Below are 16,221 nucleotides of genomic sequence, written 5' to 3' on the forward strand. Positions count from 1 at the left end.
CCTATCGGTTATTCTGTTTTTTAAAGAGCGGTGCAGGTCGCTGCGTTTCGTTTCCGTCGCTGCGTTGTCTGCTGAGGAGGCGAACTATACCGCCCTGCCCCACCCTCGTCAACACTTTGTGCGAAGAAAAGTGCAGATTCTGGCCAAACACCGGCCAATTACGCGCTAAGTAACTGAGCAACAAGCAACTATGCCGTGGGGGTTTTATTACGGCTTTGCTGCAAGTACAGCGCAGCGGACGGACAACAGCCTGCGCCCGCCATGAAAACCGGGCGATCTGGCGCAAAAAGCCGGCCTCATCCGCCACACAGGCAGCAAAAAGCCCGGCTGGGCCGGGCTTTTTGTACCAAGAGCTACTCTATAGCTATATCAGCTACGGTAGTCGGCGTTGATTTTCACATAATCATAAGAGAAGTCGCAGGTCCAGACGGTAGCCTGTGCTGCGCCGCGCCCCAATACTACGCGCACGGTGATTTCGCTCTGGCTCATCACGCGCTGGCCATCTTCTTCCTTGTATTCCGGGTTACGACCGCCATTGCAGGCAACCAGTACATCATCCAGATACAAGGAGAGGCGATCGACATCCAGATCGCTGACACCGGCGTAGCCGATGGCGCACAGCAGACGGCCCAGGTTCGGGTCGGAAGCGAAGAAGGCGGTCTTGACCAGCGGCGAGCGGGCGATGGCGTAGGCGACGTCCTTGCACTCGGCTACCGAACGGCCACCTTCGACCTTGACGCTGATGAACTTGGTGGCACCTTCGCCATCGCGAATGATGGCCTGGGCCAGCTCGGTGGCTGCATCCACCAGCGCGGCCTTGAGGATGGCGTAAGCCGGATGGTTGACCGAGTCGATACGCGGGGCGGCGCTTTTGCCGGTGGACACCAGAATGAAGCTGTCATTGGTGGAGGTGTCACCATCGACCGAGATGCAGTTAAAGGACAGGTCGGCCACTTCCTTGACCAGTTGTTCCAGCACCGGGCGGGTGACCTGCGCGTCGGTGGCAACAAAGCCCAGCATGGTAGCCATATTGGGATGAATCATGCCGGCGCCCTTGGCGATGCCGGTAATGCTGACTTTGGCGCCGTCGATTTCCAGCGTGCGGCTGGTGGCCTTGGGCGCGGTGTCGGTGGTCATGATGGCTTCGGCAGCTTCGGCCCAATTGGCCGTGCGGCGGGTCGGCAGCGCCTGGATGATCTTGTCGGCCGGCAGCGGCTCCAGAATGACGCCGGTGGAGAACGGCAGGATTTGCTCGACGGCGCAATCCAGCTCGCCCGCCAGTGCCTGGCAGACCGACAGCGCACGTTGGCGGCCATCTTCACCGGTGCCGGCGTTGGCATTGCCTGTATTCACCACCAGCGCGCGGATCTGCACGCCGGCATCCAGGTGTTTTTTGCTGATCTGTACCGGGGCGGCACAGAAGCGGTTCTGGGTGAAAACGCCGGCAACGGTATTGCCCTTGTCGATGCGGATGACCAGCACATCCTTGCGATTGGCCTTTTTGATGCCGGCTTCGGCCACATTCAGTTCGATGCCATCGATGATGGCCAGCTTGTCGGCGCTAACCGGGGTCAGATTGACTGCCATGATGAGTTCTCCAATGCCTGCACGCTGACACGTGCCTGTTGCTTGCGTGTTGTGTGGCTCGATTGTAACGGAATCATTCCTGCTGGCTATCGAGGATTTGTTGCAACGCACTACCGTAGCGCGCCAGCTTCAGCTCGCCCAGGCCATGGACTTTTCCCAGTTCGCGCAGGTTTTGCGGGCGGCGCTCGACGATATCGCGCAGGGTGCGATCAGAAAAGACGGCATAGGCCGGCACATTGTGCTCATCGGCCATCTGCCGCCGCCAACGGCGCAGCGCCTGCCACAGCCGCTCTTCACGTTCGGTACGCAGCCAGCGGTCGGTATTGACACTGCGTGCCTTGCTGTCGTCGGCCAGTGGGCGCAGGTAGATTTTTTCCTGCCCCTTGAGCAAGGGCCGGCAGGCGTCGGTCAACACCAGCGACTGGCCGCGGGCAATGTCTACTTGCAGGATCTTGCGCGCCACCAGCTGGCGGATCAGCGAACGCCAGGCGCGCTGGTTGTAATCACGGCCGATGCCGAAGGTGGACAGCTTGTCATGACCGAAACTGGTGACTGACTGGTTGCTACGCCCCAGCAGTACGTCCACCACGTGATTGGCGGCAAAGCGCTGCTCTACTCTATAGATGCAGGACAGCAGTTTTTGCACCGGCACGGTGGCATCAAAGGTGATGGGCGGGTTCAGGCAGTTATCGCAATGACCGCAGGGCTGGCTGGCCTCACCAAAGTGACTGAGGATTTGCTGGCGGCGGCAACTGGCGGTTTCGCAGAAGGCCAGCATGGCATCCAGTTTGGACAGTTCCACCTGCTTTTGCAGCTCGGCCATGTCCGAGCCCTGAATCATCTGGTTGAGCTGCACCATGTCGTTGAGGCCATAGCACAACCAGCTGGAAGCCGGCAGGCCATCGCGCCCGGCGCGGCCGGACTCCTGATAGAAGTTTTCCGGACTCTTGGGCAGATCAATGTGGGCGACAAAGCGCACATCCGGCTTGTCGATGCCCATGCCGAAGGCCACGGTGGCCGCCATGACAATGCCTTCTTCACGCAGAAACTCGCGCTGATGGCGCTCGCGTACCTCATGGCTGAGGCCGGCATGGTAAGGCAGTGCGGGAATGCCGTTCTGGCTGAGCCACTCGGCAGTTTCTTCCACCCGTTTGCGCGACAGGCAATAAACGATGCCGGAAGCACCGGGATATTCATTATTGATGAAGTCCAGCAGCTGCTTTTTGGCATTGTGCTTTTCCACCACCTGATAAAACAGGTTGGGACGGTCAAAGCTGGACAGGAACACCCGGGCATCGCCCAGCTTGATGTAATGCAGGATGTCTTCGCGGGTTTGCGGATCGGCCGTGGCAGTGAGCGCGATGCGCGGCACCTGTGGGTAATGTTCGGCCAGCAGGCCCAGCTGTTGATATTCCGGGCGGAAATCGTGTCCCCACTGGCTGACGCAATGCGCTTCGTCGATGGCAAACAGCGCAATGTCCAGCTGCGCCAAAAAATCGAGAAAACGGGGTGTCAGCAGACGCTCGGGCGCGACATAGAGCAGATCGAGCGTACCGGCCCGCGCCTGCATGGCGATGGCGCGCGCATCTTCGGGCGAGGTGGCGGAATTAAGGCAGGCTGCGGCGACGCCCACTTCGGTCAGGGCGGCCACCTGGTCCTGCATCAGCGCGATCAGCGGCGACACCACGATGGCGATGCCCGGCCGCAACAGGGCAGGTATCTGGTAGCACAGGCTTTTGCCGCCGCCGGTAGGCATCAGCACCAGTGCGTGGCCGCCTTCGACGATATGGTTGACGATCTCCGCCTGTTGCCCACGAAACGCCGGGTAGCCAAAGATATTGCCAAGTAGGGAGAGTGCGTCCTGCATGCGGATAAAGAGTCCAGATCCGGCTGGCAACACCAGCGCGACAAATGGCAGCAACCTGTCGAAGTCATGGGAAGCTGCCTATTGTACGGCAAAGCGGCGGGCTGCAAAAAAAAGCCGCCCGGGAAGGGGCGGCAACAAGTTGGATGGAGACAATGTGAAACGAAGAGGAAAATGCTCTCGTGCATGAAAGACCATGCTGCCAGCGGGAAAGTTCCTAGCCACCGCCGCTGCAAGCTGGCTGCATTGGTAAAAAACAGTGCGCAGCACGCACCATTTCCCCTGGCCACTGAACCTCAGGCAATCACCAAACCTCTATCACACGGTAACGTGCCCGCGCATGGCCCGCGCGATTTCCCCATGAGGGCGGCCTATGCGAAACTGTGCACATCAAACCGGAGATCAAGCATGTTTTATCGTCTGCTCGCCCTGGCAGCCTGTGGCAGCCTGCTGGCCGCCTGCACCACCCTGCCGCCCCAGACCAGTCCGACCAAGCCCCGTCCGGGCCCCGGCCCTGTCCTGCCCCAGGCGAATGCCGACTGGGAAAACCTGGGCGTATCGCCCAACGGCAATATCCTGAACGAGCTGGACAAGCTGTCGATCAAGCAGCAAGGCGCAGTGGTCACCTTTCGCGACCGCAAGACCATTTTCAATCTGCGCAAGGAAAATTTCCTGTCCACCCCGCGCCACAAGGTCTCCATCAACAGCTGGCTGATCGACTGCTCGGCGCGTACTTTCCGGCTGACCGGCATGGTGCTGTTTGATGAAAATGGCCGCCAGATTGCCAGCTACACTTACAATGACAGCCAGATAAAGGCCATGCCGGTGACACAAAACTCTGCCAGCTTCCAGCAGATGCAATACGTATGCAAAGGCTTGGCCGGCTTCTGATATATTCGGAGCCAAACCGGGAAGCACCGCCCAGCCTGCCACGGGCCGGCTGGCGGAAAAATCACCGTCATTGAATTGTCAGCGCGTTCACCGGCATTGCCAGAGGGAGATCCCATGCACGCCATCCGTCGTGTGGTGTTCAATCAGAAAGGTGGAGTAGGCAAATCCACCATTACCGCCAACCTGGCGGCGGTTGCCGCCCGCCGTGGCAAGAAGGTATTGCTGATCGATCTGGATGCCCAGGGCAATGCCAGCCAGTACCTGAGCGGCGCCATCCAGCCTGCGACGGACAAGTCGGCGGCCGGCTTTTTTGGCCAGATGCTCAATATCAGCATGTACAGCAAGGATTTGCAGGATTTTGTCAGCGATACGCCGTTTGATGCGCTGCAGCTGCTGGCCTCGCACCCGGAGCTGAGCGAGCTGATGGTGAAGCTGGAAAGCCGCTACAAGATGTTCAAGCTGAAAGAAGCGCTGGACCAGGTCGCCACCGACTTTGATGAAATCTGGATCGATACCCCGCCGGCGCTGAATTTCTTTACCCGCTCGGCGCTGATCGCCGCCGACCGCTGCCTGATTCCGTTTGACTGCGATGCCTTCTCGCGCCAGGCGCTGTACAACCTGATGGCCAGCGTCGAGGAGATCCGTGCTGATCACAATCCGGCGCTGCAGGTGGAGGGCATCGTGGTCAACCAGTTCCAGCCGCGCGCCAGCCTGCCGGTACGACTGGTGGCCGAGCTACGGGCCGAAGGCCTGCCGGTGCTGGATCCGCCCTTGTCCGCCTCGGTCAAGATCCGCGAATCGCACGATGTGGCACGCCCGATGATCTATCTGGATCCCAAGCACAAGCTGGCCCTCGAATTCGCCGCGCTCTACGACAAGCTGGCCTGAGCCGGCGGGACACCATGTCGACCGGCCTGAGTCGCTTCACTTCCCTGCTGCTGGGAGCGCTACTGACCATTATCCTGCTCTGCGCGGAATACGCGCTGTTGCTGGATAACGACCGCGTGCGCGAACAGGAAAAGCTGCAGCACTGGGGCGAACTGGGCACCGAACTCCTGGCCACCCGGCTGCAGGAAATGCTCGACCGGACCGACCTGCTGGCGCAAAGCCTGATTCGCCAGCGCCACAGCACCGGCACGCCGCCCAATCTGGGCGAGCTGGCGCCCACGGTACTGAAGGAAGAAAGCCGGTTTGGCGGCATCGGCATCGTGCGCCGCATCGAGCCGAACCAGCGTGCAGAATTCGAAGCGGCCATTGCCAACAGCATCCGCATGCTGAAAGACCGCCATCTGGTCACCAGCCCGCAACAGCCCATGTACTACCCGGTGGAAAGCTATCTGCCGGACGATGGCAATGCCCTGCCGCAAGGCATGGATCTGGGCAGCCTCGACAATGCGCGCCGCAAGATGGACCAGGCACGCAATCGCAACCAGCCCATGCTGATGTTCAACACCCTGGTTCCCGGCGCGCCGCCCCGGCTGGACATCATGGCCAACCTCAACGACGACGGCCACCTCTTGCTGGTGAACCTGCGCAGCGACCTGCTGCTGCAAAGCAGCCAGAGCAATCCCGACCAGCCCAACCCCTTGCAGCATGTGCGGCTGGTCGCCTGGAACCAGGAAGCGCCAGACCAGCCCAGCCTCGACTCGCATCCGCTGCAGGCACTGCCATCCGGCAATCCGCTGCTGACCACCCGTCGCAGCATTGGCGGCTACGACCTGCTGTTTGGTGCTTATCCACTGGAAGACAACCAGCCGGCGCTCAGCGCACAGGGTTATGGCATTCTCGCCACCTCGGCGCTGGTCATGCTCCTGCTGCTGATCCTGCAGCAACGCCAGATCAGCAACAATCAGGGCCTGCGCACCCTGCTGCGCCGCCAGCATCACCAACTGGAGCTGAACAACCGCACCCTGCGCGAACAGATCAACGACCGCGCCAGTTCGGAACAGGCACTGGCGGAAAGCGAGGCGCGCCAGCGCGCCATCCTGCAAGCCAGCTCCGATGCCATCATCCTGATCAACCGCAGCGGCCTGATTACCCATGTCAATCCGGCGGCCGCCAAGCTGATCGGCCAGAGTGCCGAATCCATCGAACACCTGCCGGTCGGCTCCCTGCTCACCGAGCTGTACAGCCTGAGCCCCAGCATCAGCTTCGAATCGATTGCCGCCGCCCGGGAAGGCCGTACCTTCGAGGCCCACCTGCTGCGCAGCGACAACAGCCAGATGCCGGTCGAACTGTCGCTCAGCCGGGTGGAAGCGCCGGACGACTCCTTCTATGTGGCGGTATGCCGCGACATCAGCCTGCGCAAGGAACAGGAAGCCGCGCTGATCCGGCTGAAAAACAGCCTGGCCGAACAGGTGGAGGTGCAGAGCCGGCAGCTGGCGGCACTGCTGGAAGCCAGCCCCATGGCCATGGCCTATATCGTTGACCGCCACCTGCGCCGGGTCAACGGCGCCTTTCTCGACCTGTTCGAACGCGAGGAAGACGAAGTCATCGGCCAGACCACCCTGCCCTATTTCGAGAGCCAGGAACAATGGGAACGCACCGGGCGCGCGCTGTACAACCTGCTGAACGACGGCAAGGTGGTGCAGTCCGAAGTCAAGCTGCGCACCGGCAGCGGCAAGCTGATCTGGTGCCGCATGTTTGGCCGCGCGGTCAATCCCTCGGTGCCCAAGCTGGGCACCATCTGGCTGTACCAGGACTTCTCCGCCCAGCGCGAAATGGAAGACGCCCTGCGCCAGGCCAAGACCCTGGCCGAGGAAAACAGCCGCGCCAAGACCGAATTCCTGGCCAATATGTCGCATGAGCTGCGCACGCCGATGCATGCGATCCTCGGCTTTACCGAAATCGGCGAAGCCCGCGCCAGACAGCTGCAGGACGACAAACTGGAACAATACTTCCAGCGCATCCACAGCAGCGGCAACCGCCTGCTGCAATTGCTCAACGACCTGCTGGACCTGGCCAAGATGGAAGTGGGCAAGATGGACTACCACTTCGGTCATTTCGATCTGGCCCACTGCCTGCGCGAAGCCTGCGATGAAATGACCCCGCTGGCCAGCAATCACAACATCAAGCTCTATCTGTACTGCACACCGGAAAAACTGACCGCCGACATCGACCCCTTCCGCCTCGGCCAGGTGATCCGCAATCTGCTGTCCAATGCCATCAAGTTCAGCCCGGCCGGCGAAGTGATCCGCATCACTGCCCGCTTGCAGCTCAATAGCCAGCAGCAGGAAGAAATCCTCATCTGTGTCGAAGACAGCGGCCCCGGCATTCCGGTGGACGAGGTCGAAACCATCTTCGACAAATTCATCCAGAGCAGCTCCACCAAGACCGGCGCCGGCGGCACCGGCCTGGGCCTGGCCATCTGCCGCGAAATTCTCCAGGCGCACCACGGCATCATCTTTGCCGAAAACCTCAGCCCGCGCGGTGCCGCCTTTACCGCTGTATTCCCCCGCAGGCACGACGCCAGCGCGGCTGGCGAAGGAAGCAACCATGTCACATCGACTTTTACTCGTTGACGACGAGCCCTTCAATCTGGAACTGATGACCGAGCTGCTGGAGGCAGCCGGCTACGAAACCGTGTGTGCCGAAAGCGGCGAACAGGCCTGGGATATCCTCCAGCGGCAAGGCAGCAGCCTGTCCACCGTGCTGCTCGACAAGATGATGCCCGGCCTCAACGGCTTTGATGTGCTCAAGCGCATCAAGAACACCCCCGAGCTGAATTTCCTGCCGGTCATCATGCAGACCGCCATCAATTCGCCGGCCAGCGTGCAGGAAGGCATGGAGGCCGGTGCCTTCTACTACCTGACCAAACCCTTCTCGCGCGACATGCTGCTGGCCGTGGTCAAGGCAGCCCACAGCCACTGGGACCGCCACCAGGCCTTTCGCGAACTGGCCAAGCAACATCTGGACGCACTGGCGCAATTGCAGCAGGCAGAATTCCGCCTGCGCACACTGAAGGAAGCCCAGACCGTCACCGCCTTGCTGGCCCGCACCTGCCCGCAACCGGAAAAAGTCGCCACTGGCCTGTTCGAGCTGATGGTCAACGCGGTGGAGCACGGCAACCTCGGCATCAGCTACGAAGAAAAGACCCGGCTGCAGGCCGACGGCGACTGGGAAAGCGAGCTGGAGCGCCGCCAGCGTGACCCGATACTGGGCCAGCGCGAAGTCAGCATCCGTTTTCTGCGCGAACCCGACGGTTTCAGCTTCACCATCCAGGACATGGGTGAAGGCTTTGACTGGCAGCAATATGAAGACTGCCCGGCCGCTTCGCTGATGGCCAGCCACGGACGCGGCATCCTGATTGCCCGCAAGCTGTCGTTTGACCAGGTGGAATACCAGGGCAAGGGTAACTGCGTGGTGGCCCGCATCCAGCGCCAGGGCTAGCCGGACGAGTCGGTGGCCTGCGGCACCTCATCCCGGGCACAAGGCCCGGCACTGCGCCAGTAGCGCGCGGCCAGCCGGCGATAACAGTCATAATGCAGCTCCGCCCCCAGGGTGAGGCTGAGCAGGCCATCGGCATCGGTACGCAACACCCGGCCCTGCTGCTGCAGCGATGCCAGCACCAGCGGATGCGGGTGACGGTAGCGGTTGAGAAATCCGGCACTCAGTACCGACACTTGCGGCTGCAGCGTTTCCAGCCAGAGCGGTGCCGTGGAAGTGCGGCTGCCATGATGCCCGGCCACCAGCACGCTACTACGCAATTGCTGGCCATAATCCGCCACCAGCCGCTCCTCCACGGCACGCGGCGCATCGCCGGTCAGCATCAGTGCATGGCGCTGGCCCGCCACCCGCAATACGCAGCTATGGCTGTTGTCATCGGCCAGCACTTCCGCCACCGGCGGCCATAGCACATCAAAGCGGATACCATCCCAGGCCCAGCTCTGACCGCGCTGGCACAGCTGGCCGGACAAGCCGTATTGCTCCAGCGTGGCCTGCTGTCCGACCAGAATGCGTCGCACCGGCAAGGCCGCTACGATGTCGGCCGCAGCCGCATCATGGTCCTTGTCGTTATGCGACAGCAGCAGGGTATCCAGTTGCCGTATGCCCAGCCCCTGCAATTGCGGCAACACCCAGCGCCCGCCCTCGGCCGCCCCGGTATCAAACAGCAGGGCATGCTGCCGGGTCTGGATCAGCACCGACAAGCCCTGCCCCACATCCAGCACCACAACGCGGAACTCCCCGGCCGCCGGTGGCGGTGGCTGATAACACAAGGCCGGCAACAGCAGGCTGGCCCCCAGCCAGCGACCGGGCATGCCGGCGGGCGCCAGCAGGTACAGGCTGCCGATCCCGCCCAGCAACAACAGCGGCCATGGCGCGGCGGCCACTTGCAGCATTGGCCATTGCGCCAGCCAGTCGACGCCACGGTAAAACCACTCGGCCAGCCAGCCGCTCAGCAGCAAGGGCCACTCCCATGGCAAGGCCACCGCCAGCAGCGCCAGCGGCGTGAGCAAGACCGAGACAAAGGGAATGGCCACGGCATTGGCCAGTGGGGACACCAGCGGAAACTGACCAAACAGGCTGAGCAAGGGCAACAAGGAAGCCACGGTAGCGGCCCATTGCCCCAGCAGCAGCTGGCGCGCCTTGCCGGCAGGACGGCGGCGCCCAGCCGACGACAGCATCAGCGCCGCCACCAGCCCGAAAGACAGCCACAGTCCGGGTGCCAGTACGGCAAAGGGGTCGATCAGCAACACCAGCACCAGCGCCAGCCACCACATATGCAGGCCGGACCAGCGCCGCCGCCACAGCAGCATCAGCGCCATGCAGCCCAGCATGTACAGGGTGCGCTGGGTGGGCACCGAAAAACCCGCCAGCACCGCATAACCGGCGGCCGCCAGGACGCCGCTGCCGACGATGAGCAAGCGTGGAGGGCAGGCCGTCACGGGCCAGCGGCGCAGCAGGACGGCCACGATGGCGGCGACCATGCCGGCCACCATGGTGATATGCAGGCCGGAGATCGACACCAGGTGGGTCAGCCCGGTTCGGGCCAGGCTTTGCCACTCGGCACGGGCAATGCGCTGCTGCGCCCCCACCGTGAGGCCGGCCACCAGTCCGGCAGCCCGGCTGCGCCCCAGCACCGCCTCGATACGCAACACCAGCCGCTCGCGCAGCCGGTCCACCCAGGCAGTGGCATCCTGCGCCTCGCCCAACAGCCGGGCACCGGGCTGGACCGTGCCACTGGCCAGCACGCCTTCCGACCATAGCCACTGCTCGGCATCAAAACCGAAGGGATTGGCGGTGGACTGGCGTGGGCGGAAGCGCGCCGTCAGCTGCCAGCGTTGGCCGGCATGCCATGGTGCAGCCATGACCGCCTCACCCTTGCGGGCAAACACCGTCAATTGCACCCGCGCTGGCAGACGGGCGCCCTCAGTCAGCACCCGCTCCACCTCGAACAGCATGCGCACACCATACTCCCCCGGAGTGGGCAGCCCGCGCACCACGCCCTCCAGCAACACAGGGCGCTGCCACTGCGTGGGCGGCAACTCCTGCGCCAGCCGCCATTGCGCCCGCGCATCGGCATAGCCCAGCCCCAGCAGAAAGGCCGCCAGCATGGCCGGGCGCGGACTGGCCAGCCACATCAGCAGCCATGCCAGCAGGCACAGACCGCCCAGGTTCCACAAGGAAGGCAGCTGTGGCAGAAAGGCGCAGCACACCACGCCGCACACAAACAAGGCAAGTTTCAGCATGCGGCTGTTATGCCGCCTGCCGCGGTGGCTGGCAATGGCGGCCCGGACAGGCTGCTTGCCGCCGTGCGGCGCATCCCGTATCGTGCCGGCAGTCATTCAAGGAAGCCCCATGACCGTCACCCCCCTGTTCTGCGCCGAAAGCGCACGCCGCGACTATGCCGAAGTGCTGGCCAGCCGCTTTGCCCTGCCCTTGCTCAGCCACCGCCCTACAGAAGGCTACTGGCTGGAGCTGGGTGCCGAACGGCTGGAACTGGTCACCACCGGCAAACACGGTGCCGTGTATGCCGAATTTGTCGAAGGCGCTGCGCGCCATCGTCGCGAACAGGGCGGCGGTCGTGGCCAGCCGGTGGCCAAGGCGGTGGGACTGAAAGGGGCAAAAGAGCTGCCGCATGTGGTGGATGCCACGGCGGGCCTGGGGCGCGACAGCTTCGTGCTGGCCAGCCTGGGCTGCCAGGTCACCATGGTGGAGCGCTCACCGGTGGCGGCAGCCTTGCTGTTTGATGCCTTGGAACGGGCGGCACGCGCGGCCGATACCGCCGCCATTGCCGCGCGCATGCAGCTGGTGCATGCCAACTCGGCAGACTGGCTGCGGCAGTTGCCACCGGAACAGCGCCCCGAGGTAGTCTTTGTCGACCCCATGTTCCCGGACACCGACAAGAAAAGCGCGGCTGCCAAGAAAGACATGCAGGCCTTCCAGCAGGTAATTGGCGATGATATGGACAGCGCCCGCCTGCTGGAAGCCGCCATCACCGCCGCCAGCGTGCGGGTGGTGGTGAAACGGCCACGGCTGGGGGCGCCGATTGAAGGCATCAAGCCTTCGGCGGTACTGGATGGCAAATCCACCCGCTTCGACCTCTACATCATCAAGGCGCTGCGCCCACAGGACAGCCAGTAAGCACAAGGTGCTTGCCTGTCTGGCCGACCAGGCCTAGCCTTGCTGTGCCACACCCTGATCCCAACGAGAAAGTCCTCCATGAGCCTGAGCTTTGCCCAACTGCTAGACCAGTACTGGTCGGCCCAGAAATGGGAAGTCAACCTGCTGATTACCTGCAATCTGCTGGGTGGCCTGCTGCTGGGCTGCCTGGTGGGCTATGAACGCTGGTCGAATGGCCGCGCTGCCGGCATGCGTACCTATGGCCTGGTGTCGATGGCGGCCACCGGCGTCATCAGCATGATCGGCTATTCGGGTTTCTGGTATGGCGGTGTCCACGCCGACATCATGCATGGCGACATGACCCGCGTGGCCCAAGGGGTGCTGACCGGGGTGGGCTTTCTGGGTGCCGGCATGATCATGAAGGAAGGCATGTCCATCAGCGGCCTGACCTCGGCCGCCTCGGTGTGGATGTCCTCGGTGATCGGCATTCTGGTGGGTGTGGGCTTTTATCTGTCCGCCATCGCCGTCACCCTGCTGTGCATCCTGTGCATGCGGGTGCTGAACTGGATGGAAGACCGCCTGCCGCGACGCTTCAGCCTGTTTGTCACACTGGTGGCCAAACAGGGGCACCACTGGACGGTGCAGCAGTTATGCACAGACTTGCGCGCACTCGGTGTCATCGTGCATGAGGAAAGCATTGCGCTGAAAGTGGGCAAGGATGCCACCGAGTGGAATTTTCTGGTGTCGGCACTGAACAAGCATCATCTGATCAATGTGGTCGACCTGTCGCGCGAAATCATCCAGCTGGAACATATCGAAACCTTCAGCGTGCAGCCGGCGCGCAACTGAGCCCGCTCAGCCCTGCGGCTGCCAGCCGTCATGGCGCAGACGCTCTGCCACCGCGGTGGCGGAACGCCGACAAGCCAGCACCGGAATGCCGCGCGCCGCTGCGGTATCACGGTAGTGACGCATGGCGTTGTGGCCCAGGTAGTCGGTCAGCAGAATCAGCATCTGGGTGTTTTTGGGTAGTGGCAACTTGCGCTGGTGCAGCGTATTGCGACCGGTAATATGGCGGGCAATACGGATATCGTACAGGGCCAGCACATCCGGAATCTGTCCCAGGCTATCGCCGCCGATCAGCAGGGCATCCATGTCAGTCCTCCTCGTGCCGCACTGCGGCCGTGTGATGGACAAACTGTAACTGGCTCGGAAAATTCCTAAAAATAATAAAAAATGGATTTGATATTCCGGCAAGACCGGTCAAGACTGCGCCACCCCTCCCGCCCCCTGAGGTAAAATGCCGCCATGCAAACCGAAGACCGCCTGAATGAACTGGAAGTGAAAATCGCTTTCCAGGACGACCTGCTCGACAGCCTCAATGCCACCGTCGCCCGCCAGCAGCAACAAATCGACCTGTTGCAGCAACAATTGCGCCTGGTCTACCAGCAATTCAAGGCCGCCCAGCCCGATAGCGGCAATAGCGGCGGCTCGCTGCGCGACGACATTCCGCCGCACTACTGATCATCAGCTGTTTTTGCGCTTGCGGGATACCACGGCTTCAATGTTCTTGCGGGCAATCAGCGGGGCCGATGCCGTCAAGGGCTTGGCGGCGGCGGCGGCCACTGGCGCTTGCAGCCACTGATGCATGATCAGGCAATCAACCAACCCCAGGCTGGGGTGCCGGTAAGCGCCCGGCACCCGGCCTACCTCGGCAAAGCCCAGCTTTTTCCACAGGGCGACCGCCACGCTATTGCTGGCCACCACCGCATTGAACTGCATGGCCAGATACCCCAGTTCCCGTCCGCGCTGTTGTGAATGCGCGCACAGTGCCGCCGCCACCCCTTTGCCACGCGCGGCAGGGGCCACCATATAGCCGCAATTGCACACATGGCCGCCCGGCCCGGCGGCATTGGGCTTGATGAAATAGCTGCCCAGCAACACGCCGTCCTCCTCGGCCAGCCAGGTTTCCTGCGGTAGCTCACACCACAGCGCCCGCGCCTGCGCCTCGCTCAGGTGCGGGTCATAGGCATAGCTGTCCTGCGCCTGGATGATGTGATGAAACGTCGGCCAGAAGGCCGGAAAATCGTCCGCGTGCATACGCCGGATATTCATGCTTTCTCCTGTGCAGCCACTGGCTGCGTCATCTTGCCGGAGAGCAGGCTGGCGGCGGCAATCAAGGCTCCGCCCAGCCACTCCTGCAAACTCATGCGTTCGCCGGCCAGCCAGTAGGCGGACAGCGCGGCAAACACCAGCTCCAGCAGCATCAAGGTCATGGCCTGACTGGCCGGCAACAGGCTGACGCCATGCTGGGAAATGATGCTGGTGGCCAGCAAGGTCATGCCCAGCAGTGCCAGCAACAGCCAGGCTGGCAGCGATGTATCCAGCACGGCTCCCAGTTGCTGACGGCTGGCCAGCGCGATCAAGCCCATCAGGGCAACACCAAACCAGATGGTGGCCGACTTGACCGGCACCGGCAGATTGCGCGCGCGCTTGCTCAGCACATTGCCCAGCGCAAAGCTGATGCCGCCGGACAGGGCCAGCCATTCATAGCGCTGGCTGAGCAGCGCCGCCCCCTCCAGCAGGCCGGGACGATACAGGATGATCAGGCAGCCTGCCAGCGACAGCCCCACCAGCAGCCACCCGGTCCGGGTGAGTTTTTCCTGTAATAGCAGGCGGGAAAACAGGGCCGTCCACAAGGGCGACAGGTAAAACAGCAGCAGCACCCGCATCACCATGCCCTCCGACACCGCCCAGGTATAGCTGAAATTGCACCAGCCAAACAGCAGGGCCAGCAAGGGCAGCACCGGATGCCAGCGCAGCTGGCGGCGATACACATCGAAGAACAGGGCAATGCCCAGCATGGCGGCAATCAGGTACACCAGCAGCGAGGTTTGCGCGATGCTGACACCCCGCTCGTTCAGCGCGCGAAACGGGTACCACATCAGGCCCCAGACCAGGGCGGTGGTCAGAATGGCAGCGATGGCAAGAAGCTTTTGTTTTACAAGAGGCATCACGATTTCTTAAGATGAGCGATTGTGCGGCTTTGCCATGGCAAGGCCAAACCAGACCAGAAGCAGATGGCATGACCAAGCTGCTCCCACAGCATAGAGAGAACCAAGCGTGAATCCCCACCTGGACAGCCTGCAACCCTATCCCTTCCAGCGTTTGCGTCAGCTGATGGCTGGTGCGGTCCCGGCTGACAAGCCACACATCAACCTGTCGATCGGCGAGCCCAAGCACCCGACGCCGGACGTCATCAAACAGGCGCTGGTCAATGCCCTGGGCGGCCTGGCCGTCTACCCGGCCACGCTGGGCAGCCCGGAATTGCGCCAGGCCTGCGCCGACTGGATGCAGCGCCGCTACGGTCTGCAACTGGACGCCGAAAAAGAAATCCTGCCGGTCAATGGCAGCCGCGAGGCGCTGTTTGCCTTTGTCCAGACCGTGATCGACAGCCAGCGGGCAGAAAAACCGGTGGTGATTTCACCCAACCCGTTTTACCAGATTTACGAAGGCGCGGCACTGCTGGCAGGGGCTGAGCCCTTCTATGTCAACTGCACCGCCAGCACGGGTTTTCAGCCGGACTGGGCCAGCGTGCCGGAAAGCGTATGGGCACGGACCCAGCTGGTATTCGTGTGCAGCCCGGGCAACCCCACCGGCGCGGTGATGTCGCTGGACGACTGGCAGAAGCTGTTCGCCCTGTCCGACCGCTACGGTTTTGTCATTGCCAGTGACGAGTGCTATTCGGAAATCCACTTCGGCCAGCCGCCGCTGGGCGGGCTGGAAGCCGCCAGCAAACTGGGCCGCGGCTTCGAGCGACTGGTGATGTTCACCAGCCTGTCCAAGCGCTCCAATGCGCCGGGCATGCGCTCCGGCTTTGTGGCCGGCGACGCCGCCCTGCTAGCCAGATTCATGCTGTACCGCACCTATCAGGGAGGCGCGATGAGCCCCACCATCCAGGCCGCCAGCGTGGCCGCCTGGAATGACGAAGCCCATGTCGAGGAAAACCGTGCGGCGTATATCGCCAAGTTCCAGGCCGTGACACCGCTACTGGCCGAGGTGCTGGATGTGGCCTTGCCGGATGCCAGCTTCTACCTGTGGGCCAAAGTACCCGGTGGCGATGATGCCGCCTTTGCCCGCGCGCTGTTCGAGCAGGAGCACATTACCGTCCTGCCCGGCTCCTTCCTGGCCCGCACCGCCCATGGTGTGAACCCGGGCAGTGGCTATATCCGTATCGCTCTGGTCGCGACACTGGCAGAATGTCAGGCTGCCGCCGAGCGCATCGTGCGTTTCGTCAAGACCACTCATCGATAAAAGCG

The 16,221-nt window shown here is 62.6% G+C and carries 14 protein-coding genes; 8 read left to right on the plus strand and 6 right to left on the minus strand.

All coding sequences use genetic code 11. The annotated features are described in order from the left end of the window. Nucleotides 1-369: 369 nt before the first annotated feature. Nucleotides 370-1,587 carry a bifunctional glutamate N-acetyltransferase/amino-acid acetyltransferase ArgJ gene (argJ, locus tag DFR38_RS19615; protein WP_059287066.1) on the minus strand — a complete coding sequence of 406 codons (1,218 nt, stop codon included), beginning with the start codon at nucleotides 1,585-1,587 and terminating at the stop codon, nucleotides 370-372. Between the two features lie 73 nt (nucleotides 1,588-1,660). After that, nucleotides 1,661-3,454 (minus strand): DNA helicase RecQ, encoded by a 1,794-nt coding sequence (gene recQ, locus DFR38_RS19620; protein WP_059287065.1) that lies wholly within the window; start codon nucleotides 3,452-3,454, stop codon nucleotides 1,661-1,663. 405 nt (nucleotides 3,455-3,859) lie between these two features. Here recQ and DFR38_RS19625 point away from each other — a divergent pair, with 405 nt between their 5' ends. The 4 genes from DFR38_RS19625 to DFR38_RS19640 all read left to right on the plus strand — a co-directional run bounded on the left by DFR38_RS19625 (nucleotide 3,860) and on the right by DFR38_RS19640 (nucleotide 8,731). Then, a complete protein-coding gene (locus tag DFR38_RS19625; protein WP_059287064.1) occupies nucleotides 3,860-4,342 on the plus strand; it encodes a surface-adhesin E family protein in 483 nt (160 codons plus the stop codon). 114 nt (nucleotides 4,343-4,456) lie between these two features. Then, nucleotides 4,457-5,230: a ParA family protein gene (locus DFR38_RS19630; protein ID WP_082693634.1), complete on the plus strand. Its 774-nt coding sequence runs from the start codon at nucleotides 4,457-4,459 to the stop codon at nucleotides 5,228-5,230. A 14-nt stretch (nucleotides 5,231-5,244) separates the two neighbouring features. Next, on the plus strand, nucleotides 5,245-7,863 hold the full coding sequence (locus tag DFR38_RS19635; protein WP_059287063.1) for a sensor histidine kinase: 2,619 nt from the start codon (nucleotides 5,245-5,247) through the stop codon (nucleotides 7,861-7,863). Beyond that, on the plus strand, nucleotides 7,838-8,731 hold the full coding sequence (locus DFR38_RS19640) for an ATP-binding response regulator (protein ID WP_110313830.1): 894 nt from the start codon (nucleotides 7,838-7,840) through the stop codon (nucleotides 8,729-8,731). Before DFR38_RS19635 ends, DFR38_RS19640 begins: the two co-directional genes overlap by 26 nt. Here the strand turns inward: DFR38_RS19640 and DFR38_RS19645 are convergent. Continuing rightward, nucleotides 8,728-11,031, minus strand: coding sequence for a DNA internalization-related competence protein ComEC/Rec2 (locus DFR38_RS19645; RefSeq protein WP_110313836.1), 2,304 nt, complete (start codon nucleotides 11,029-11,031; stop codon nucleotides 8,728-8,730). The two genes, DFR38_RS19640 and DFR38_RS19645, sit on opposite strands and share 4 nt — an antisense overlap. A 109-nt stretch (nucleotides 11,032-11,140) precedes the next feature. On the opposite strand from DFR38_RS19645, the gene DFR38_RS19650 reads away from it, so the two are divergent. Together DFR38_RS19650 and DFR38_RS19655 are read left to right on the plus strand one after the other, a co-directional pair. After that, complete coding sequence (locus DFR38_RS19650; RefSeq protein WP_110313831.1) at nucleotides 11,141-11,926, plus strand: class I SAM-dependent methyltransferase; 786 nt, start codon at nucleotides 11,141-11,143, stop codon at nucleotides 11,924-11,926. Nucleotides 11,927-12,004: 78 nt separating this feature from the next. Continuing rightward, nucleotides 12,005-12,754, plus strand: coding sequence for an MgtC/SapB family protein (locus tag DFR38_RS19655; RefSeq protein WP_110313832.1), 750 nt, complete (start codon nucleotides 12,005-12,007; stop codon nucleotides 12,752-12,754). Between the two features lie 6 nt (nucleotides 12,755-12,760). On the opposite strand, the gene DFR38_RS19660 is transcribed toward DFR38_RS19655, so the two are convergent. Further along, nucleotides 12,761-13,057, minus strand: coding sequence for a DUF2325 domain-containing protein (locus tag DFR38_RS19660; protein ID WP_110313833.1), 297 nt, complete (start codon nucleotides 13,055-13,057; stop codon nucleotides 12,761-12,763). A gap of 153 nt (nucleotides 13,058-13,210) precedes the next feature. Here DFR38_RS19660 and DFR38_RS19665 point away from each other — a divergent pair, with 153 nt between their 5' ends. Beyond that, a complete protein-coding gene (locus DFR38_RS19665) occupies nucleotides 13,211-13,426 on the plus strand; it encodes a SlyX family protein (protein WP_059285989.1) in 216 nt (71 codons plus the stop codon). 3 nt (nucleotides 13,427-13,429) lie between these two features. On the opposite strand, the gene DFR38_RS19670 is transcribed toward DFR38_RS19665, so the two are convergent. Together DFR38_RS19670 and DFR38_RS19675 are read right to left on the minus strand one after the other, a co-directional pair. Further along, a complete protein-coding gene (locus DFR38_RS19670; RefSeq protein WP_059285990.1) occupies nucleotides 13,430-14,017 on the minus strand; it encodes a GNAT family N-acetyltransferase in 588 nt (195 codons plus the stop codon). Next, a complete protein-coding gene (locus DFR38_RS19675; protein ID WP_059285991.1) occupies nucleotides 14,014-14,916 on the minus strand; it encodes a DMT family transporter in 903 nt (300 codons plus the stop codon). Before DFR38_RS19675 ends, DFR38_RS19670 begins: the two co-directional genes overlap by 4 nt. Before the next feature lie 109 nt (nucleotides 14,917-15,025). Here DFR38_RS19675 and dapC point away from each other — a divergent pair, with 109 nt between their 5' ends. Next, entirely contained in the window at nucleotides 15,026-16,216 is a 1,191-nt protein-coding gene (dapC, locus tag DFR38_RS19680; protein WP_110313834.1) for a succinyldiaminopimelate transaminase, read from the plus strand. The last annotated feature ends 5 nt before the right edge of the window (nucleotides 16,217-16,221 follow it).

It is taken from the genome of Aquitalea magnusonii (assembly GCF_003202035.1).
Lineage (GTDB): Bacteria > Pseudomonadota > Gammaproteobacteria > Burkholderiales > Chromobacteriaceae > Aquitalea > Aquitalea magnusonii.

Coding starts and splice junctions, on each gene's coding strand:
- argJ (WP_059287066.1), bottom strand. CDS start 1,587: ATGGCAGTCAATCTGACCCCGGTTAGCGCCGACAAGCTGGCCATCATC.
- recQ (WP_059287065.1), bottom strand. CDS start 3,454: ATGCAGGACGCACTCTCCCTACTTGGCAATATCTTTGGCTACCCGGCG.
- DFR38_RS19625 (WP_059287064.1), top strand. CDS start 3,860: ATGTTTTATCGTCTGCTCGCCCTGGCAGCCTGTGGCAGCCTGCTGGCC.
- DFR38_RS19630 (WP_082693634.1), top strand. CDS start 4,457: ATGCACGCCATCCGTCGTGTGGTGTTCAATCAGAAAGGTGGAGTAGGC.
- DFR38_RS19635 (WP_059287063.1), top strand. CDS start 5,245: ATGTCGACCGGCCTGAGTCGCTTCACTTCCCTGCTGCTGGGAGCGCTA.
- DFR38_RS19640 (WP_110313830.1), top strand. CDS start 7,838: ATGTCACATCGACTTTTACTCGTTGACGACGAGCCCTTCAATCTGGAA.
- DFR38_RS19645 (WP_110313836.1), bottom strand. CDS start 11,031: ATGCTGAAACTTGCCTTGTTTGTGTGCGGCGTGGTGTGCTGCGCCTTT.
- DFR38_RS19650 (WP_110313831.1), top strand. CDS start 11,141: ATGACCGTCACCCCCCTGTTCTGCGCCGAAAGCGCACGCCGCGACTAT.
- DFR38_RS19655 (WP_110313832.1), top strand. CDS start 12,005: ATGAGCCTGAGCTTTGCCCAACTGCTAGACCAGTACTGGTCGGCCCAG.
- DFR38_RS19660 (WP_110313833.1), bottom strand. CDS start 13,057: ATGGATGCCCTGCTGATCGGCGGCGATAGCCTGGGACAGATTCCGGAT.
- DFR38_RS19665 (WP_059285989.1), top strand. CDS start 13,211: ATGCAAACCGAAGACCGCCTGAATGAACTGGAAGTGAAAATCGCTTTC.
- DFR38_RS19670 (WP_059285990.1), bottom strand. CDS start 14,017: ATGAATATCCGGCGTATGCACGCGGACGATTTTCCGGCCTTCTGGCCG.
- DFR38_RS19675 (WP_059285991.1), bottom strand. CDS start 14,916: ATGCCTCTTGTAAAACAAAAGCTTCTTGCCATCGCTGCCATTCTGACC.